19 protein-coding genes and 1 pseudogene are annotated in these 19,450 nt (G+C 70.8%); 6 read left to right on the top strand and 14 right to left on the bottom strand.

The genetic code is table 11. The annotated features are described in order from the left end of the window. From ACFU9P_RS14030 to ACFU9P_RS14020, 3 genes and pseudogenes are all read right to left on the bottom strand, one after another. Positions 1–437: pseudogene (locus ACFU9P_RS14030) on the bottom strand (hypothetical protein); the annotation flags it as partial. Then, entirely contained in the window at positions 434–907 is a 474-nt protein-coding gene (locus ACFU9P_RS14025; protein ID WP_384080000.1) for a hypothetical protein, read from the bottom strand. The pseudogene ACFU9P_RS14030 and the gene ACFU9P_RS14025, both read right to left, overlap by 4 nt. Positions 908–1,155: 248 nt before the next feature. Then, the gene (locus ACFU9P_RS14020; RefSeq protein ID WP_384079997.1) at positions 1,156–2,196 is read right to left on the bottom strand and encodes an NAD(P)-dependent alcohol dehydrogenase; all 1,041 of its coding nucleotides are present in this window, start codon (positions 2,194–2,196) and stop codon (positions 1,156–1,158) included. A gap of 184 nt (positions 2,197–2,380) precedes the next feature. Between ACFU9P_RS14020 and ACFU9P_RS14015 the strand changes: the two genes are divergently transcribed. Beyond that, entirely contained in the window at positions 2,381–3,400 is a 1,020-nt protein-coding gene (locus ACFU9P_RS14015) for a helix-turn-helix domain-containing protein (RefSeq protein ID WP_384079994.1), read from the top strand. Between the two features lie 30 nt (positions 3,401–3,430). Here the strand turns inward: ACFU9P_RS14015 and ACFU9P_RS14010 are convergent, their stop codons facing one another. The 7 genes from ACFU9P_RS14010 to ACFU9P_RS13980 form a co-directional block, all read right to left on the bottom strand. Next, complete coding sequence (locus tag ACFU9P_RS14010; protein ID WP_384079991.1) at positions 3,431–4,396, bottom strand: hypothetical protein; 966 nt, start codon at positions 4,394–4,396, stop codon at positions 3,431–3,433. Positions 4,397–4,764: 368 nt separating this feature from the next. Continuing rightward, on the bottom strand, positions 4,765–5,433 hold the full coding sequence (locus ACFU9P_RS14005; protein WP_384079988.1) for a hypothetical protein: 669 nt from the start codon (positions 5,431–5,433) through the stop codon (positions 4,765–4,767). After that, complete coding sequence (locus tag ACFU9P_RS14000; protein WP_384079985.1) at positions 5,433–5,771, bottom strand: hypothetical protein; 339 nt, start codon at positions 5,769–5,771, stop codon at positions 5,433–5,435. Before ACFU9P_RS14000 ends, ACFU9P_RS14005 begins: the two co-directional genes overlap by 1 nt. A 3-nt stretch (positions 5,772–5,774) precedes the next feature. After that, the gene (locus tag ACFU9P_RS13995) at positions 5,775–8,201 is read right to left on the bottom strand and encodes a glycoside hydrolase domain-containing protein (protein ID WP_384079983.1); all 2,427 of its coding nucleotides are present in this window, start codon (positions 8,199–8,201) and stop codon (positions 5,775–5,777) included. 469 nt (positions 8,202–8,670) lie between these two features. Further along, the gene (locus tag ACFU9P_RS13990; protein ID WP_384079980.1) at positions 8,671–11,367 is read right to left on the bottom strand and encodes an FtsX-like permease family protein; all 2,697 of its coding nucleotides are present in this window, start codon (positions 11,365–11,367) and stop codon (positions 8,671–8,673) included. 3 nt (positions 11,368–11,370) lie between these two features. Then, a complete protein-coding gene (locus ACFU9P_RS13985) occupies positions 11,371–12,132 on the bottom strand; it encodes an ABC transporter ATP-binding protein (protein WP_376386188.1) in 762 nt (253 codons plus the stop codon). A 38-nt stretch (positions 12,133–12,170) separates the two neighbouring features. Then, complete coding sequence (locus tag ACFU9P_RS13980) at positions 12,171–12,434, bottom strand: hypothetical protein (protein ID WP_384079976.1); 264 nt, start codon at positions 12,432–12,434, stop codon at positions 12,171–12,173. A gap of 263 nt (positions 12,435–12,697) precedes the next feature. On the opposite strand from ACFU9P_RS13980, the gene ACFU9P_RS13975 reads away from it, so the two are divergent. From ACFU9P_RS13975 to ACFU9P_RS13965, 3 genes are all read left to right on the top strand, one after another. Further along, on the top strand, positions 12,698–14,044 hold the full coding sequence (locus ACFU9P_RS13975) for a sensor histidine kinase (protein WP_384079973.1): 1,347 nt from the start codon (positions 12,698–12,700) through the stop codon (positions 14,042–14,044). Between the two features lie 97 nt (positions 14,045–14,141). Beyond that, positions 14,142–14,831 carry a response regulator transcription factor gene (locus ACFU9P_RS13970; RefSeq protein ID WP_384079971.1) on the top strand — a complete coding sequence of 230 codons (690 nt, stop codon included), beginning with the start codon at positions 14,142–14,144 and terminating at the stop codon, positions 14,829–14,831. A 137-nt stretch (positions 14,832–14,968) separates the two neighbouring features. Further along, entirely contained in the window at positions 14,969–16,114 is a 1,146-nt protein-coding gene (locus ACFU9P_RS13965) for a CPBP family intramembrane glutamic endopeptidase (protein WP_384079968.1), read from the top strand. 57 nt (positions 16,115–16,171) lie between these two features. Here ACFU9P_RS13965 and ACFU9P_RS13960 read toward each other — a convergent pair whose 3' ends face one another. Then, on the bottom strand, positions 16,172–16,540 hold the full coding sequence (locus tag ACFU9P_RS13960; protein WP_384079965.1) for a VOC family protein: 369 nt from the start codon (positions 16,538–16,540) through the stop codon (positions 16,172–16,174). Between the two features lie 63 nt (positions 16,541–16,603). On the opposite strand from ACFU9P_RS13960, the gene ACFU9P_RS13955 reads away from it, so the two are divergent. Continuing rightward, positions 16,604–17,062 (top strand): MarR family winged helix-turn-helix transcriptional regulator, encoded by a 459-nt coding sequence (locus ACFU9P_RS13955; protein WP_376386176.1) that lies wholly within the window; start codon positions 16,604–16,606, stop codon positions 17,060–17,062. A gap of 174 nt (positions 17,063–17,236) precedes the next feature. Here the strand turns inward: ACFU9P_RS13955 and ACFU9P_RS13950 are convergent, their stop codons facing one another. Together ACFU9P_RS13950 and ACFU9P_RS13945 are read right to left on the bottom strand one after the other, a co-directional pair. Further along, the gene (locus ACFU9P_RS13950) at positions 17,237–17,440 is read right to left on the bottom strand and encodes a TetR-like C-terminal domain-containing protein (RefSeq protein ID WP_384079961.1); all 204 of its coding nucleotides are present in this window, start codon (positions 17,438–17,440) and stop codon (positions 17,237–17,239) included. Then, complete coding sequence (locus ACFU9P_RS13945) at positions 17,437–17,739, bottom strand: hypothetical protein (RefSeq protein ID WP_384080085.1); 303 nt, start codon at positions 17,737–17,739, stop codon at positions 17,437–17,439. Before ACFU9P_RS13945 ends, ACFU9P_RS13950 begins: the two co-directional genes overlap by 4 nt. On the opposite strand from ACFU9P_RS13945, the gene ACFU9P_RS13940 reads away from it, so the two are divergent. Beyond that, positions 17,632–18,207, top strand: a complete 576-nt coding sequence (locus tag ACFU9P_RS13940) for a hypothetical protein (RefSeq protein ID WP_384080076.1) — start codon at positions 17,632–17,634, stop codon at positions 18,205–18,207. The genes ACFU9P_RS13945 and ACFU9P_RS13940 overlap by 108 nt on opposite strands. Here ACFU9P_RS13940 and ACFU9P_RS13935 read toward each other — a convergent pair. After that, entirely contained in the window at positions 18,177–19,445 is a 1,269-nt protein-coding gene (locus ACFU9P_RS13935) for a CehA/McbA family metallohydrolase (RefSeq protein ID WP_384079958.1), read from the bottom strand. The genes ACFU9P_RS13940 and ACFU9P_RS13935 overlap by 31 nt on opposite strands. Between the last annotated feature and the right edge of the window lie 5 nt (positions 19,446–19,450).

The following is a 19,450-nucleotide window of genomic DNA, read 5'->3' as shown; positions in this document are numbered from 1 at the left end:
AACGACTCCGCGCTGTAGTCCGGGCTCAGCGCATCCGGCGTGAGCACATCACCCCAGCCCTGCCCGGTGATCTCCTCCTCCGAGGCATGCGGATTGCCCACCGCCGCGTTCACCGCGATCTTGAACGTCCCCTGGATGTACTGGTCCTCCTCCCACACCAGCCCCGCCGCCAGCCCCAGCGTCGACGCGATCGTGTTCGCGTCCTGGACCAGCGCCCGCACCCCCCACTCCCACCGCTCGCAGAAATCCTCGAAATCCACCGCCAGACCGCGATGCCCCGCCTCCATGCCGGTCATGGCCAGCTCCGAGAAGCCCTTGCCGAGTACGGCGCCGGTCCCGGTGCCCACCTCCCGCAACTCCCCTATCGCACCCCGCAGACCCTCGGTGATCCGCCGGACACTCTCCTCGTCGAACCGCAGATCCTCGAAACCGCTCACCGGCCCCGCCCCCCGTCACGCGCGCCGGCGTCCGCGTCGACAGCGCCGGCGTCCACCGCGACCGCCTCCGGCACAATCCCCACCACCGGCGGAAACAGCATCGACCCATCCGGATCCGCGATATTCACCGCCACCCCCGCCGGCACCCCCATCGCCGGAACCACCTCATCCAGCAGCCGCGCACCCCGAATCTCCGCGAACTCCCACTCCCGCCCGGACACCTGCCCGTCCCCGCCGTCCCGCGCCTTCGCGAACCGCGCCAAAGCGGCCTCATCCGTGAACCCGCAGACCCAGCGCACCCCGCCCAGCTCCGCCGTCCACAACCCCCCACCCACCAAAGGCACCAGCACCAACGCCCGCCGCAACTCCCCCACCAGAGCCCGCGGATCCCCCACCCCCGCACGCCGCTCGGCGATACGCTCCACCAGCGCCGCAGCCGCCTCCGTACTCACGACGTACTCACCACGCATCCCCCTAGTCGCCCGGCGGCTCCCCCGTGAGCCACCAATCAGCACCGTAGGACACGGGTCTGACAACTGGCCAGCAATATGGAGTGGGCGGACGGTGTTCTCGGCCAGACCTGACCGGTCGTAAACGAAAAGTGCCAGGAACCGTCTGGTTCCTGGCACTTCCTATTACATCTGCGGCCTAAATTTGGTGATTCTGTGAGACTTTCCGAACGCCGAGACTTTCCGGCCGCGCAAAACTCCGCGCCCGCTCAGATCGTCGCGACGTCGATCACGAACCGGTACCGCACATCGCTGTCCAGCACCCGCTCGTACGCCTCGTTGATCTGGTTCGCCTCGATCAGTTCGATCTCCGCGCCCAGGCCGTGCTCGGCGCAGAAGTCCAGCATTTCCTGGGTTTCGCGGATTCCGCCGATGCCCGAGCCGGCGAGGGTCTTGCGGCCGCCCAGCAGGGAGAAGAGGTTGAGCGAGACGGGCTCCTCCGGCGCGCCCACGTTCACCAGCGCGCCGTCCGTCCTGAGCAGGGACAGGAACGCGTCGAGATTGATGGGCGCGGAGACCGTCGAGAGGATGATGTCGAAGGTGCCGCGCAGTTCCTCGAAGGTCTTCGGGTCGCTGGTCGCGTAGTAGTGGTCGGCGCCCAGCCGCAGCCCGTCGTCCTTCTTGCGCAGCGACTGGCTGAGTACGGTCACCTCGGCGCCCAGCGCGTGCGCGATCTTGACGCCCATGTGCCCGAGACCGCCCATGCCGACGACCGCGACCTTCTTGCCGGGGCCGGCGTTCCAGTGGTGCAGCGGGGAGTACGTCGTGATGCCCGCGCAGAGCAGCGGCGCTGCGACATCGAGGGAGAGGCCGTCCGGGATGCGGAGGGTGAAGTTCTCGTCGACGACGACCTGGGCGGAGTAGCCGCCGTAGGTGGGGTCGCCGTTCTTGTCGCGGGCGTTGTACGTGCCGATGTTGCCCTGGAGGCAGTACTGCTCCAGGTCGGCCCGGCAGTTCTCGCACTCGCGGCAGGAGTCGACCATGCAGCCGACGCCCACGCGGTCGCCGACGGCGAACTTGGTGACTCCGGAACCGACCTCGGCGACGACGCCGGCGATCTCGTGGCCGGGAACCATGGGGAATATGCCCCCGCCCCAGCCGTCGCGGGCCTGGTGGATGTCCGAGTGGCAGATGCCGGCGAACTTGATGTCGATCAGGACATCGAAAGCGCCCACCGGACGGCGTTCGATCGTGGTGCGCTCCAGGGGAGCCTTGGCGGCGGGAGCGGCGTATGCGGCAACGGTGGTCATGCCTGGGGGGTCTCCTAGAAAGATCATTCCGCGCCCGGAACCGACTGGTGCGGGCATGCCGACCAGCATGGTGCTGGCGCGTGGGATTACCCAGGCCTCCCGTTTGCGTACGTTCAGTGGTCGTACTACTGGTGGGGTCAGGCTTCTGGGCGTACGACCAGGAATTCCAGGAATACTGGATGGCATGGACGATCGGGCGAACGCATTCGGCGCTCCGGGCGCGGCCGGCGGCGCTTCCGGTGCGGCCGGCGGTACGGCCACGGGTACGGCGGCGCCACTACCCGCCTCCGGTACGGCGGAGCCCCCGGCCCCCTCCGGTACGGCCGAGCCCCTCGACCGCCGGGCCGAGCTGGTCGAGTTCCTGCGTACGAGGAGGGCCAGGCTCAAGCCCGAGGACGTGGGCCTGCCGGACCTCGGCCGCCACCGGCGCGTACCGGGCCTTCGGCGCGAGGAGCTGGCGCAGCTCGCCGGGGTGTCCGTCGCGTACTACACCCGCCTTGAGCAGGGCAACGGGCGCAATGTGTCGGCGGAGGTACTCGACTCGATCGCGCGCGCCCTCCGGCTCACCGGCGCGGAACACGCCCACCTCAACCACCTCGCAAGCTGCAAGCCCCACAAGAAGCGCCAGGCCGCCACCCGCCCACAGCACGTACGTCCGGGTCTGCGCCAGCTCCTGGAGGTGATGGACGGCGTCCCCGCCTACGTCAGCGGCCGCCGCTCCGAGGTCCTCGCCTGGAACCGCATGGCCGCGGCGGTCTTCGGTGACTGGGGCGAGCTGCCGCTCCGCGAGCGGAACTGGGCGCGCCTGATCTTCCTCTCGCCCGCCTACCGCGACCTCTTCGTCGACTGGGACTCCAAGGCATCCGACCTGGTCAGCTCGCTACGCCTGTACGCGGGCTGCTACCCGGACGACCCGGAACTGTCCGCGCTCGTCGGTGAACTGTCCGTGAAGAGCGACGAATTCCGCCGCCTCTGGGCCACCCACGACGTGAAGGAGAAAAGTCACGGCGTGAAGCGTCTCCACCACCCGCTCGTCGGCCCGCTGACCCTCTCGTACGAGGGCATGTCCCTCCCCGACGACGACGAACAAATCCTGGTCATCTACCACGCCGAACCAGGCTCCCCCTCCGACGAGGCCCTCCGCCTCCTCGCAAGCTGGGGCACGACCACCCCACACGCGACAGCGACAACGGGTCAGGTCTGAGGGCGGGCGAACCGCCGCCCGACGCGTTGATCAGCCGAGGCAGATGACGAGCAGGCAGAGCCGGTCCCGTTCCTCCGCGGTCGGTGGGGGGCTCGAGGGCGGGGTTTCCGCCGTGGAGTCGTCGGTGGGAGGGGGCGGCGGCGGGGGTGTGGTCGTCTGCTGCGGGGGCGCCGTGGGATCGGCGGTGGCGGGCGCCTCGTCGATCGGTACGTTCGCTACCGGTGCGGTGCGCGCCTGCGGGCTGGTCGTCGCGGTGGGACGGGTGGCGACGGTGGTCTGCTGGAGGCGCTTCGTAGCGGTGGTGGTCACCACGGTGGTGGCGTTCCGCGGCGGGCTGCTGATCGCGGGCGGCTGAGTACGCGTGGCGGAGCCCTGCGGATCGCCGGTGCGCGGCCGCACGGTGGACGAGTCGGTGTCGGTGGCGTCCGCCAGGCTCGTGGCCGCGGCATGGGGCTCGGGCGCCGCGGACGCCTGCGCGTCATGGCCGGTGGACGGCCGGGACGGCAGTACGGCGAGGGTCAGCCCGCCCCCGACGAGCGCGACGGTCGACGCGACCACGGCCCGCCGCCGCTGCTTCTTCCAACGAGCCAACTCCCGCCGCCGGGCCGCACGGCCCTCGGTGACGGGGATGGCGGAAGCCGCTGCGGCGGCCGAGACGGCGTACTCGGAGTCGCCGGCCAGCGCGCCGGCCGACCCGTCGTCCGAACCGTCCGCCGCGTCCGCGACCGGCTGCTCGGATATCTCGGAGTGAGCCGACGACTCGGCACCGAGACGGGACGCGGGACCGAAGTAGTCCGCGGCGACCGGAAAGCCCCGCCCGCGCCACGCCTCCGGAGTCGCAGGGGCCGCTGGCGCCGCGCCCCGGCCCTGATACCCGGGCGGCGCGATATCCGGAGCGTACGCGCCACACCCGGGGCACACGAGAGCGCCGTTGAGCGTCCGACGGCACGAGGAGCAGTAGTCCATCCGCGATCTTTTCTGTGCTGACTGCGCCACCAGGAACTCCGGCGACCGGTTCAAGTGTTCGCACTCAGGATCGAGCGGCCTACAACGTAACGGCGCCGACGGGAGGCCGTGCGTATTCCGTGTGTTGCTCTCGCGAAGATTCCCCGCCACGGATCGGCGGATACGCCCCCGCACCCGACGAATCCGACGGCTGACCGGGCACGAACTCCGCGTACGCGGGGACCAGCGGTCACCCGGCATCCTCCGGAGCTTCCAGTTCCGCAGCCGTTCCGCGATGTCCCCCGCCCACTCCTGTGCCCACCGCCGCAGTGCACACGGAGTGGGCCCCCGCCCGATTTCCGGCGGGGGCCCACTCCGTTCCACGGCGTACGCTGCACGCCGCCGGTTCAGAGCGTTCGCTACGCGGCCCGGCGCGCGAACGCCTTTGCCCGGGAAAGCCGGTCGGGCAGGAACGCGTCCACCGCGCCCGCGCCCTCGCCCGGGGTGTCGTTCCAGCCCTGGATCTTGCGCGCGACGCCCTTCACCTTCGGGTGGCCGGGCTTGAGCGCGATCTCGAAGTGTGACTCCTTCGGCGTGCTCAGATCACCGCCCCACACAACAGAGCCGTCCAGCTCCGCAAGGATGTCCCGGACGATCAGCAGCTCGTGCGGGTACAGGCCGTCCTTGACGCCCATCGGGTAGGCGTCCGGGCGGATCGCGATCGCCGTGCCGGACAAGTAGTTCGACTCGTACGGCTCATGGATCCGGCGCGACGGCGTGTGGCCGTGTACGTCGCCTCTTCGGAGCTGGTCGATCTCGTAGTGGAAACGGCGCGCCACGTACAGCAGGATCACGGCCGCCTCGCCGTTGGCCAGGCGTACGGACTGACCGCTGCCCTCGATGCCGAACTCCCCGGCCTCCTCCAGGACCGGCCAGCCGTTCGCCGACAGGTCGCCCTGCCACGCGTCGCCGGACGCCGGGCCGGCTGCGGCCGCGGGGCCGGCCGTGCCCATCGAGCCGAGCATGACCGTACCGGCGACCGCGCCTGCCGCACCGACGAACCGGCGCCGCGAAAACTCGCCAACCATCACGACTTTCCTCTCCTCGCTCTCGAACGGGAGCGCGCCGACCACACGGCGGCCCCCACACACACGACGATCAGCAGCACAAACACAACGATGGCCGGGTTGACCCAGACCGAAACGAGGTCGTAGTGGGCGTTGCACTTGTTGTGCACCGGGAACCACTGCTCCGCCTCCCGTTCGCGCTCGGCCCAGTACTGGTCGTCAAAGGGCTGACCGGCGGCGTCGCAGGCCTCGACGATGTCGAGACCGCTGGAGAAGACGCCGACGAAGCGCGCGACTCCCAGCAGCAGCGCGGAGACGACAGCAAGGGCGAGCCACGCCACTGGACCCAACCGGCGCATGAGCTAATCCTTCTGTGCGCGCGCCGCGGCACGGGCGTTCGCGGCGCGGAGATACGTTTCGTGATTCTTCCGGTAGGTGGCCGCCATCCGGGACTCCTCGCCGGTGCGGGCGAGCAGCGTATCGACGAAGCCCTTCTCGAACGGCTCCAGTTCGTCGTAGTCCAGCATGGCGGGAAGCGTGAGGATACCGCCGCGGACCGAGATCAGACCGACCTGCGCCGCGACGACCTCCTTGTCGTCGGCCGCGGTGAGGATGTTGTGCGCCAGGAACTTGGCGTCTTCCGTGTTCCCGCTGAACCGGCCCTGCCAGTACCGCTGGAAGCGCCTGAGGCCCCCGCCGCCGTTGTAGAGGTCCTGCACCGCGGTGAGGATGTCCTTGTTGTTGTTGCGTACCGCGTCGGCTATCAGCCAGGCGTCCGCGTCCTCGATCAGGTCGTTGAAGCCGAAGCTGGCGGCCACACCGACCTTTGCCAGCTTCTCCATGGCGAACTGGTAACCCGACGGGTAGGTGTCCTTGGCGTGACGCCAGTCGGCGTAGAACGTCAGCAGGTCACCGCCCCACCCGGCGACATCGCCCTCGTTGACCGAGCGGGGGTTGCTCGGCTTCCACGCCACGAAATGCCCGTTCGCCGACGCCATCAGGTGTTCGGCGCCCAGCTCGTGTCCGGTGAAGGGATCCTTGAATTCCTCCATCACCGACATGCCGCGGCTGTTCGCGAAGTCCCTGAAGCCGTGGTCGTACTCGCCGATCAGGAAGTCCCAGTCCCCGCCGCCGTAGCTCCTGTGGCGTACGTACTCCATGACGAGCTGATTCGCGTTGCCCTTGCCGTACTCCCGCGCGAGCTGGAGCAGGCTCGCGATGTAGTTGATGAAGCCGTCCGCCGGCCCCGCGGGCCTGTTGACGGAGTTCTGGCCCGGGTCCGCGCCCGAGACGACATCACGGTCCAGGTCGAAGACGTCCGACCCGTTGGTGACCTGGAACTCCTTGATCTGGTTGTACGACCAGTTCGCCGGGAGCGGGAAGCCGAGGTTCCCGGAGAAGCCCCAGGACATACCGGATACGAAGGAGTAGCGGGCCGCGGTCCGCTTCGTCACGTTCGCGCAGACGTTCCGCGATCCGTACACGCCGTGGATGTACCGCTTGCCGTTGTACGCCAGGCCAGCGGCGACACCGTGGAAGTACGGCACGATCGCCGAGTCGATCTCTTCCTGGGTGGCGTCGTAGTCCACCGCGAAGTAGATCGTCGTGCCCCGGTTGAAGCCGTAGCCGACGGCCAGCGTGTGCGCGTTCAGGGCGTGCGTATAGCCCGCCGAGTACGTGAAGTCGGAGAGCTGGCGCGCGTTGTCCTGGTAGATCGGGAAGACCTTCAGACCCGCGTCGAAGATCGTCTTGAGCTCTCCGGGCTTGATCTCCTTGTCCAGGGTCGAGCCCGGCGGGTCGTACAGATAGCGGCCCACGACCTCGTAGAGGTTGTCGCGCAGATACTTCGCGCGCGACGCGGTGATCTCGAACCGGGTGTCGCTGCCGGTCGCCGGACGGTCCGCGTCGCCCATCGACACCAGGAGCTGCGCCCATGTCTGGTAGTCCGACCGGCCCGACTCCGCCAGCCTGGAGAACTTCTGGAACGCCTTCACGAACTCGACGAGTGTGGCGTCGTAGCTGCTGCGCCATGTCGTCGGCGTGCCCGTGTCGCTGGTGCCCGACGGGACCGGGGAGTTGAACACGCACGCGGCCGAGAACATCTCGACCAGCACGCCCGAGTCGCCCTGGCCCAGGTTCTTCGTCCTCAGCGCGGCCTGAGTGGCGGGACCGAAGTTCCCGTTGGGGGCGGCGATACCCAGCTCGTACTGGAGCCCCGTCATCAGCGCCTTCTGCACGTCACGGGAGTAGATCCCGTCGCACGGGCCGATGCTGAAGGCGCTCTTCTGCCAGTAGCGGCCGTTGAGCCACCGCTGGATCGATCTGATGTCGTCCGTGCCGCCGGCCACCTTGATGTACGCGTCCATGTTGAGGACGCACTTGAAGATGGAGGGGGTGGTCTGGCCGCCCGCGGTGCCGATGCCTCCGTCGGGCAGTCCCATGTCGAGACGCATCGCCTTGACGGCCTCGGTGGTGACCGCGCCGTACTCGCCGTAGCCGTTGGCGCCCCAGTAGCCCTTGCAGAACAGGCCGTGCTGGATGATGCGGACGATGTTGCTGTTCTGGTTCCAGCCGAACCCGATGTCGCCGATGGCCTGGAGTCTGGACATCGTGCCCGGCCCGAAGCTGGCGACGACCGGGCTGATGCCCAGCTCGTGCTGGAGTCCCATGATCAAGGCGTTCATGGTGGACCAGCCGGTGCGGCCGTCCTCCGGGGCCCGTGTGTAGCCCGTAACGCTTCCGTAGGTGGCGTTCACCCATTGCTGCGCTTCGAGAACTTTCGCGTCCAAGATCAACCTCTCTTGTCATGTCATGCGGAGGCGGCGGCCTGGCCGCGACAGTTCGTGGTTCGCGGGACCGCGACGACCGCATGCGGTTCGGTGCTGCGGAGGGGACCTGACTGAAGGGGACGTGACTGAAGGGGGCCTGGAGGAAGGGGACTTGACTCTGGCCGAAGGCCTGGCCGAAGAGGGAGACCGATGTCGTTCGGAGCCCCGGACGTGCCGGGGGCCAGTGGGGGTTTTCAGGTGCCGGGGCCAGAGGCCGCATGACGATTCCCCACCACGATGTACCCCCCGACGTGTTGGTGATGTGCTGCCCCAGGCGCCTCGTCAGAGCCCCCCGGCACACGGCTCTCACCATAGGCACAATGTGAAATCCGGGGGCAGCGGCTACCGAGGAATGGCCGGAATCCGCGGGGTCGAGCCTTGTGCCAAACCTCCAGGGGCCGCCGCCGCCCACATGCCTCATGACCACGCCTCACGCCCCCGTCCGGACCGCTTCCGCCGGTGCCCTGCGCAGGGACTGGCGGGTGGGGAGTTCGATGGTGAGGAAGGACATGACGACGACCGTGACGGCGGTCGCGGGCAGGAGCCAGGTGGGGCCCGACGGCCAGGGGTGGTTCAGGAAGCCCTGGCCCAGGAGGGCGAGGGGGAGGGCGGACAGGAGCAGGCCCGTGGTGAGTGCGGCGGTGGCTATCACGGCGGCCTCGCGGCGCATCATCGCGCGTATTTGACGCGGTGTTGTGCCGACCAGGCGGAGGGCGGCGATCTCGGTGCGGCGCTGGGCGGTGGCGGCGACGAGCTTGTTGGCGATGCTCAGCAGGAGATAGGCGAGCAGCACCACGATGACGGCCAGATTGATCCACACCTCGGGCGGGGTGTCCGACCCACCGGAGGCCGCTGCCCCCGACCCCGGTGTCGTATTCGACAGCTCCAGGCCTGGGCTCGACGCAGCCAGTGCGCTCAGCCCCCGTTCCGCGGCGGCCGTACCGTCCGTGCGGACCAGGACGCTCTGGTCCAGTCCCGCCGTGGTGTGCCCCGCTGCCAGATCGCGGGAGAGGACCACCGGGCCGAAGCCGAGCCCGCGGTCGTACACCGCGACGACCCGGGCGTCGACCTGTGCGCCGTCGCCGAGGATCAGTCGTACGTGCCGGCCCGTTTCCGCTCCGCGCCAGCGCGCGACCTCGCTGCTGACGGCGACCGTGGCGCCGGTGAGGTGCGCCAGGCTTCCTTCTCGTATGCCGAGGTCGAGGACGTCCGCGGCGGCCGGCGTCAGGATCATCGCGGAGGCGGACTCGGTCGCCGCGTCGCCGAATTGCTTGTACGGCCACGCCACCGTGGTCGTACTGACGGGTGCCGCGGCCCGTACGCCCGGCACGTCCCGTACGTCGGACAGGGTGCCCGTCGGCAGACCGCCCAGGCCGGGCGCGCTCAGCCGGTGCTGGGCGAGGGTGTCGGTGTCGGTGTCGTGCGAGGTCGCGGCCATGACGGTGGTCTGTGCGAACGTGTACGTCAGGACGAACACGACCGCCATGGCCAGCGGGCTGACGACACCGGTGACGCGCAACGCGTACGCCCGTACGTTGGACAGGGCCAGCCATGTCGGAGCGGACACGCCGGGGCGCAGCCGGCGTACGGCCGCTTCCCCTACGCCCTTGACCAGCGCCGGGCCGGCCAGGGCCAGGCCGATCGCGGCGAGGATGCCCGCGATGGAGGTGGCCGAGGCGCCGATGAGGGTGCGTTGCAGCAGTGGCGCGGCCGACATCACGCTCGCGGCGACGATCAGCAGCAGTCCGCTGCGCGTGCGCGTCCTCGACGGTTTCCGCGGCTCGCTGCGCGACTCGGCGACCGCCTCGGTGGCCGGCATACGAGACGTACGCCAGGCCGCGCACCGGGCCGAGATCCGCACCGCCGCCGCCATGAGCAGGACGGTGGCGAGGGCGGGCAACGGGCTGATGGTCAGGGGGAGTTGGGCGGGCAGGACACCGCGGTCCACCAGCATGCCCCGGAACTGTCCGGCCAGCAGATAGCCGACGGCCACGCCCGGCACCAGGGCCACGGCCGCGACGACCGTCGACTGGGCGGCGGCCAGGTGCCGTATCTGCTTCGGGGTCGCCCCGACGGCCCGCATCAGCGCCAGATCGCGGCGCTGCCCGGCGATCGACACGCCCAGCGCGCCCGTGGTGACGAATCCGGTGATCAGCAGGACGATCCCGGCGAGCGAACCGGAGAGCAGGACGAGAAGGGAGCGGGCCGAGCCCACCCCGGGCGACACGGTCTCGCCGCGGTCCGCGCCGGTGAGGACCTTCAGGCCGGTGCCCGCCACCTGGCCGCGCACCGCGGAGGCGACCTGTTCCTCGGCGCCGGGTTCGGTGGTGAGGCCGATGAGGTCGACCGTGCCGGCGCGTGGGCTGCCCGCGGGGGACGTATCCGTACCGGCGCGCGGGCCGGCAGCAGGGGACGTACCCGTACTGTCGCCCTCGCCCTCGCCCCCGCCGCCGCTCCCACCGTCGCCACCGCCGTCACCGGTACGGCTCTCGCGACCGGACAGGCGTACGGCCGTCTCGTCCGCGAAGAACACACCCGCGCCCGCACTCGCGCCCGTACCCGTACCAGCGCTCAGCGTCCCGACCACCGCCGAGACGCGATAGGGCGCGGCGGGGCGGCCGTTGGCGGCGATCTGCACACGGTCACCCACGCTCAGGCCCGTCGCCGCGTCCACCGCGACCTCGTCAGGGCCCGACGGCGCGCGGCCCTCGATTCGCGGATCCGCCAGCAGCTTCGTCGAGGACCAGCCGTGCCCGGCCGACGCGGGGTCCCCGTCCGCCGGCGGTACGACCTGTCCCCGCGCGTCCACGAGCGCGGCCGGGAACCCGATGTCACCGACCGCCGCCGTCACCCCCGGCAGCCCGGCCAGTTGGTCGGTGAGCTGCGCCGGGACCGTGGCGCGCTCGGGCAGTGGGATCGGCAGGTCCGCCTCCGGGTGGTACTCCTGGTCGGCCGCGACCACGACGTCCGCGCCGCCGAGCCGGCCGGGCGGCAACTGGGAACGCAGTCCGGACTCGGCCAGTACGCCGGTGGCGGTGATCAGCACGGCGCCGCCCAGGACCGCGCACGCCACCGCGAGCAGCGCGCTGATCCGGCGCGCGGTCATCCGCAGAGCGAGATGCAGCATGGTCTACCGCTCCCCCAACGTCACGAGACGGTCGGCCAGTTGAGGCGCGGTCGGGTCCTCCAGGGCTTCGACCACCCGGCCGTCGGCCATCACCAGCGCCCGGTGCGCCCGGGCCGCGGCGGCCGGGTCGTGGGTGACCATCACCACCGTCTGGCGCAGTTCGTCGACGAGGCCGCGGAGCAGATCGAGCACCTGGTGGGCACTCCGGAGATCGAGCGCGCCGGTCGGCTCGTCGGCGAACACGACAGCCGGCTTGGCGGCCAACGCCCGTACGACAGCGGCCCGTTGCTGCTGGCCGCCGGAGAGTTCCGCCGGGCGGTGGCCGAGCCGGTCGCCCAGCCCGACCCGCTCGACCAGTGTGTCCAGCCAGGCCCGGTCCGGGCGCCGCCCGGCCAGCCGCAGCGGCAGTGTGATGTTGTCCTCGACGGAGAGCGAGGGGATCAGGTTGTACGCCTGGAACACAAAACCGACGCGCTCCCGGCGCAGTTCGGTGCGACGGGTCTCGTTCAGCCCGGCGATCTCCTGGCCGTCGATACGGACACTGCCCGACGTCGGCGAGTCGAGCCCCGCGGCGCAGTGCATCAGCGTGCTCTTGCCGGACCCCGACGGCCCCATCACGGCGAGGAACGTCCCGTGCTCCACGGTCAACGACACGTCGTCGAGGGCCCGTACGCCACCCTCGTACGTCTTGCTGACGCGACCCAGCGCGATGGCGGGCGTCGTCCGCCGCGCGGTGCCGACGGTGGCTGTGCTCGTCGACTTCATCGCGGAACCCGTCGACCTCGGCGTCGACCTCACCGACCTCATCGACGTCCTCGCAGACTGCGCACGACCAGGGCCGTCGCGGCGAGCAGGGTGACGGTGCCGCAGGACAGTTGCACCCAGGTGCTGACGGCGCCGTACGAGGCCACTGCGTTGGCGACCGCGCTGATCACCACCACGGTCCACAGCAACGTACGGACGATGTCACCGCGGGTGACGCCACCGCTCGGGCCTTCGGCGGTGGCGGTGGTGGCGAGGACGGGGGTGGTTGGGGCGGTGAGGCGGTACGGATCGGTGTGCGCCATGGGGACTTCCTCCTGCGGGGATCGCCGCTGTTGTCGTCACCGACGTTACGGAGCGTGACCGCCCTCGGGCGATCCAGTGGACCGCCCGATCCGGGGTACAGCAGGCTGTACCCCCGACCCCCAGCGCTCCCTACCCCCGCCCCCGGTCGGCCCGCCCTCCGCCGGCCTGCCCCCTCGCGCCCTCCCGCCCGGGGCTTCCCCACCCCCGGGCCCATGGCGAACGCCCGTACGCCTAAGGTCGTTCGCGAACAAAGGGAGAGCGCATGGCACGGCGGATGGCGACGCAGCAGGACACCGCGGCCCCGGCCCCGGCCGCCGCCCCGGCCGACAGTCCCGACGACACCGCGGCCCATCGTCCCGACGACACCCCGGCCGACGGCCTCAAGGACACCGCCGTACGGACGCTGAGAGCCGCCGGTGCCGCGATCGGGCAGCTCGTCGGCGGGTTCGGTACGGCCGCCATGGCGCTCGGCGTCCTGCTCCTGCTCGCGGCGACAGCCGTGGCCTCACTGGTCGGTGTCGGCCTGCTCATCGCGCCGCTCGTCCTGCGCGTACTGCACGCCCTGGCCGGCCGGGAACGCCGGCGGCTCGCCCGCCGCGGCCCCGAGGTCATCGCCCCGGAACCCCCGCCCACCCAACTGCGGCTCGCACTCGTCGACCCCACCACCCGGCGGGAGCTGCGCTGGCTGTGCCGGCACGCCACCTCGGGGCTGCTCCTGGGCCTGCTCGGCGTACTGCTGCCGGTCATGGCCGTACGTGACACGGCCTTTCCGCTGTACTGGCGGCTCATGCCCCGGGACGCGACCGCCACATCCCTGGGTTTCGGCTCCGCGCAATCCTGGCCGGACGCCCTCGCCGTGACCCTGCTCGGTGTGGGCTGGATCGTCATCATCGTGGGCCTGGCCCCCGGCATGGCACGGCTTCAGGCCGGCCCCGGACGGCGCCTGCTCGCGGCGGGTCCCGACACCGACCTGTCGCTCCGGGTCGCGGAACTGACCGCCACCCGCGCCGCCGCCCTGGACGCGCACGCCACCGAACTGCGCCGTATCGAGCGCGCGCTCCACGACGGCACGCAGAACCGGCTCGTCTCGGTCACCGTCCTGCTCGGCGCCGCCCGCCGCCAGGTGGCCCGCGATCCGTCCCGCGCCGACGACATCCTCGAACGCGCCCAGTCCGCCGCCGAACAGGCCCTGGCCGAACTGCGCAGCGTCTCGCGCAGCATCCTGCCTCCGGTCCTGGACGACCGTGGGCTGGCCGGGGCTCTCTCCGGGCTGGCCGCGAACTGCGCGGTGCCCTGCCGTATCGACGTCGACGCACCCGAACGATGCGCCGCCTCCGTCGAGGCGACCACCTATTTCGTGGTGGCCGAGGCCCTGACGAACATCGCCAAGCACAGTGCCGCCGCGCACGCCACGGTTACGGTACGGGCCCGCGGCGGACGCCTCCGACTGACCGTCACCGACGACGGCCGGGGCGGCGCGGACGAGGACGGCGGCTCCGGCCTCACCGGCATCCGCCGCCGCGTGGCGGCACACGACGGTACGCTCCGCCTGGCCAGCCCGCCCGGCGGCCCGACAACGCTCGAAGTGGATCTTCCCTGTGGATCGTGACCTGCCTGTGCATGGTGACCTGCCCGTGGCTCGTGACCTGTCCGCCGATCGTGGTCTGCCTGTGGCTCGTGACCTGTCCGCCGATCGTGGTTCGCCCGTGGATGCCGGCCCGTCCGCGGCTCGTGAACTACGGGTCGTCATAGCCGAGGACGACGCGTTGCTGCGCGAGGGGCTCGCCCTGCTGCTGCGTGCGGAGTCCCTCGACGTGGTGGCCACGGCCGGTACCCCCGACGGAGCGCTGGACGCCATCGACGCGCACAAGCCCGACATCGCCATCTTCGACGTACGGATGCCGCCCACGCACACCGACGAGGGCATCCGCGCGGCCGTCGAGGCCCGGCGCCGCCGCCCCGATCTGGCCGTCCTCGTACTGTCCGCGTACGTGGAGCAGAGCTTCGCCACCGAACTGCTCACCGGCGGGGTCGGCGGCCTCGGCTATCTGCTCAAGGAACGGGTGGGCCGGGTCGAGGAGTTCCTCGACGCACTGCACCGGGTGGCGTCCGGCGGCACCGCCATCGACCCCGAGGTCGTCGCCCAGCTCTTCACCCGCTCCCGCCAGGACACCCGCCTCGAACGTCTGAGCCCGCGCGAGCGCGACGTACTCGCCCTGATGGCCGAGGGGCTGGGCAACAGCGCCATCGCCGGCCGGCTCGTCGTCACGGACGGCGCGGTCCACAAGCACATCCGCAGCATCTTCGCCAAGCTGGACCTGTCCCCGGCGGACCAGGTCGACCGGCGGGTGGCCGCGGTCCTCCGCTACCTGGAGGACGCCCGGCGCCGGGCGTAGTTGCACGGCGCAGTACGGGCGCGGCCGCGTGGTACAGCCTGCTGTACCACCACTTGGGGCGCGCACGGCAATGATCCGCGGACGCGGCGCTGGTGTGCTGAACACGTCACATCAGCCCCGTCCGAAGGGACACCGCGGTGAACATCCAAGCCCCCACAGGCAACGAGCCCCGCCCGTCCGGCACGAGCCGGAACGACGCGCGTACGAGCGGGGACGACGCGCGTACGAGCGGGGACGACGCGCGTACGAGCGGGGACGACGCGCGTACGAGCGGGGACGACGCGCGTACGAGCCGGGAGGGCCGGGTCGGTACGGGCCGGGAGAGCAAGGCCGACGCGAGTCAGTACGACCGGGGCCGTACGAGCCCGGAAGACCCGCGCCGAGAAGCGGGCCCGGGCTCCTCCGGCCTGCGGGGCAGCCTCCGCCGTCGCCCCCTGACCTGGTTCTTCTCGCTGGCCTTCGTGCTGAGCTGGCTGGCCTGGACCCCGTACGTACTGTCCGAGAACGGCCTGGGCGTCTGGCACTTCGCCTACCCCGCCATCGGTGGCACCACTCAGCTCCTCGGCGTCCTGCCCGGCGCGTACCTCGGTCCGATCGTGTCGGCGCTCCTGGTGACCGGGATGACCGAGGGACGCCGGGGGCTGCGGGCCTGGCGCGACCGGATGACGAAGTTCCGGGTCGGCTGGCGCTGGTACCTCGTGGTTCTCCTCTCGGTGCCCGTCGCGCTGACCCTCGCCACGGCCGCGCTGACCGGCCGGAGCCCCGTACCGCCGTCCGTCGCGGTGCTCGCCGCGTACCTGCCCGGCCTTCTGCTCCAGATGATCACCACCGGCCTCGCGGAGGAGCCCGGCTGGCGCGAGTTCGCGATGCCGCGTATGCAGCGCCGGTACGGTCCTGTCGCCGCCACCCTCATCGTCGGCGTCCTCTGGGGCGCCTGGCACCTGCCGCTGTTCCTGACCGAGTGGGGCGGCTGGCCGGACGTGACGGCGATGAAGCCGCTGGAGTTCATGGCCACCGCGATCGCCTTCAGCTTCGTGATGACCTGGGTCTTCAACCGCTCCGGCGAGAGCATGCCGCTGGTCATGCTGCTGCACACCAGCATCAACAACTTCTTCTCCCTGGCGTGGATGGGCATGTTCCCCTCGCTCTCCTCCGCCCAGGGCACCCACGCCTTCCTGCTCGCCTCCATCGCCGCGGCACTCATCCTCCTGACCACCACCCGAGGTCGCCTCGGCCTCCCCAAGGCCGCTCAGCCCCTGGAGACGTCCCGGGCCCACGTATGACGACGTGAACGCCGAGTCCGCGAGAGGATCGGTGATCGTCCGGTGGCGTTTGGCCGGTCAGGCGCGGTCGTGGAGGGTGACCTGATAGCCGTCGGGGTCGGCGAAGGTGAATGTCCGGCCGAAGGGGCCGTCGATCGGTGCGGAGACGATGGTGTGACCGTCGGCGAAAAGAGCATCGTGGATGGCCTGGACGTCGGTGGCGTGGAGCCAGATCGCGGCACCGATGCCGGGCTGGGCAACGGATGCGAGATCGGTGCCGGGAACGACGTCGCGGAGTGCGAACGCGATCGGCTTCGTCTCGAAGACGACGGCGTGCGGAGGTCCGGCCTGCGAGCGGACGAGGCCGAGGTACTGCTCGTAGAACGCCTGCGAAGCGTCGAGGTCGCGCACCTGGAGCGAGACGAAGTCGGGGCCGGTGGCGGGCATGATGATGCTCCTTCTCTCCGTGTCAGATTCCTGACACGGATCAATGTATGTCAGAATTCTGACATGAGTCAAAACGGTGTCGGCGTCGACCTGGACACATCACTGGGCTACCTGCTGAAAGAGGCTTCGAGCGCCCTGCGCGCAGCCATGGAGGAGGTGCTGCGGCCGCTCGGGATGAGCGTGACGCACTACTCCTGCCTCGAACTGCTGGCTCAACGGCCGGGCTTGTCGAACTCCGAGCTCGCGCGTGGCGCGTTCGTGACACGGCAGTCGATGAACGTGCTGCTCCAGGCCCTGGAACGAGACGGTTACGTGACCAGGCCTGCGGAGGCGCCCGTCGGGAAGGTTCTTCCCGCACGGCTCACGTCTCGCGGCCGACGGAGCCTGGAGAAGGCGACCGTAGCGGTCCGGTCCGTCGAGGTCAGAATGCTGGCCGGCATGACCGAGACCGAGCAGTCGGACGCGTTCCGGATCCTGCGGAGCATGGTTCATTCCCTGCGCGACGGCAACGACGGTGCATGAGTGCCACTTCGAATCCGAGCGGGTACTCGCCGGGCTGATGGCGGGCGTTGACCTCAACACGGACGGCAGCGCCGCCGGGTAGGTCCTGCCCGCCCTGTCCGGGGGCCCTGTCCCGCCCCGCCCCGCTCACGAGACCGGCCGGACAGGATCCCGTACCCCCACAACCGTGAAGCCTCAGGCGTCCTTCAGGTGGGCGAGCGTGGTGATGATGCGGTCGGCGATGTCCCCCGCGAGTCCGTGCAGGCCCAGCCATAGCGCTACCGCGTCGCCGTACAGATCGGTGCTGGTGGCCTGGCCCGCGGTGACGCAGCCGTCGAGTGCGTCTATGACGACTTGCAGGGTGTCCGCGCCGAGCGCGGTCATGTCGTCCTTCGTCACGGAACTCTCGCCGCCACCCCCCCGAGCGCTACCGCGCCATGTTCGGTGAAGTCGCCATGCCCGGTGAGGCCGCCATGTCCGGTGACGTCCGGAACCCGGTCGTCACCGACGGCGGCTCCTTCAACGGCGGCGCTTTCAACCGTGGCGCCTTCGCCGACCACCCGGCCCGGCCCGGCGCGGGGGTCCTGCGGATGCTCGTCGGCATCCTCGCCGACGGTGTCGCCGCCGGGTACTCGACCAGCACCGATCCCTTCGCCGACGCGGTCGCGCTCTGGCTCGGTCTGCACGGATTCGCCCACCAGCGCGCAGTGACCAGCACCTTGCCCTGGCCGGCCGACCTTGTGCGCCGCTTTGTGTCCCCGCTGTCGCACATCGGCCCAGCACATCGGCCGGATCCGGTACGGGAAGTCCCCCGTACCCGGCTCCGGCCTCGTCGTCGGCCTGCTCTATCTCGCCGAAGGCGCCGTACGCCGCAATCTGCTGCACTACAGCCTCGGCACCTGGCTCGCGCTGACCTCCACCGCGGCGCTGTTCCTCGGCACCCCCGGCCTCTACTGGGTGCTCACCGTCGCGGGCGGCGGCGCGTACGCCATCGCCGCGGCCCTCGAACGCCGCCGCCTCGCCCGTACAAGCCTCGCCCGTGCGGGGCACGCCCGGAACTGAGGCGCGGCGATACGGACAACAGGTCTGCGCAACGACAAAGCCCCGGGCCGTCGGCCCGGGGCTTTCGGCGCCGTCAGGGCTGGAGCCACCACGGGCTGGAGTAGGCGACCCCCAGGTCGTTGCACGGGTGGCCCGCCGGGCCCGGCTGTCCGTTCGGCTGCGACGGATCGGAGATCCGCAGCACCACCCACGTACCGTCCTCGACACCGAGCGGAACGGTGAACTCGACCAGGCTGCCCGACGTGGTCTCGATGACGTCGGCCACGACCGGCGCGTCCGTACCGGGGCGCAGCACCTGGACGTTGAGGGGCTTGCCGGCCCACTCGGGGCCGCGGTCGAGGTCCACGGCGAACCGTACGTCGCCGGACCCGGACGCGAGCGGCAGAACGCCGCCCATCTGCACCCCGTTCGCGGTCGCGTCGAGGCGCAGGCCCGAGTAGCGGCTCGCGAAGAAGCGGCGGGCGCGCAGCGCTTCGAGCACCCCGGCGCGGGTGTTCTCGGTGACCCAGAGCCCGGCGCGGCCGACGCCCTCGGGGTGGCCCCACTCGGTCCCGTGATGGTCGCTCACACCGGTGATTCCGGTGCGCCAGCCGGCGTTGAGGCAGGCGTTGAGGTGCGAGGACCCGTGGTCCGCCCAGCCGTCGAAGAGATAGTCGTCGCCGCGGTTGAACATCTCGACGCTTACCATCTTTTCGCGCGCCGCGGCCACGTACGCGAAGTTGTCGAAGCGTCCCGCCTCGCGGCCCGGATGGTTGAAGCCGGCGACGCCGTCCCGGCTGCCGAGCCAGTTGTAGAGCGCGCTCATCGAGATGGCGCCGCCCAGATCGACGAACTGTTCCGTGAACCACACGTTCGTGTGGCCGATGAACGGGTTGGACCACTCGAAACCGCGGATCGCGGTGTACGTGCCCGGGTCGTCCGCGGCGTCCGCGAGCTGGCGGGTACGGTCCCACTCGCTCTGGGACAGACCGCTGATGCCGAAGAGGGTGGCGTGGTCGGTGAGCGCGGCCACGTCGAGCCCGGCGTCGCGCATGGAGGCGAACGCGAGGGCGGGGTCGCCGTCGCCGTCCGACATCAGTGTGTGGTTGTGCAGATCGGCATGGACGAGCCGGGTGCCCTGGGTGACCAGGGACGTACGGGAGGCCCCGGCCCGGGGCGCGGGCGCGGTGCCCGACGCGGTACGGGTGTCCGCGGCGTACGCGGAGCCGGGTACGGCGGCGGCGATCAGCAGACCGCCCGCGGCGGCGAGCAGGGAGCGACGGCTCGGCTGGTGTTTCTGTCCGTGGGGGTGTCCGTGGGGGTGGGAGTGCGCGTGCGCTGTGTCAGCGTGGTGTCCACTCATGGTGA

This window comes from Streptomyces sp. NPDC057617 (genome assembly GCF_042800555.1).
In the GTDB taxonomy this organism is placed as follows: domain Bacteria; phylum Actinomycetota; class Actinomycetes; order Streptomycetales; family Streptomycetaceae; genus Streptomyces.
Note: the sequence above shows the minus strand (reverse complement) of the source record. Positions and strands in the feature narration are given on the sequence as shown.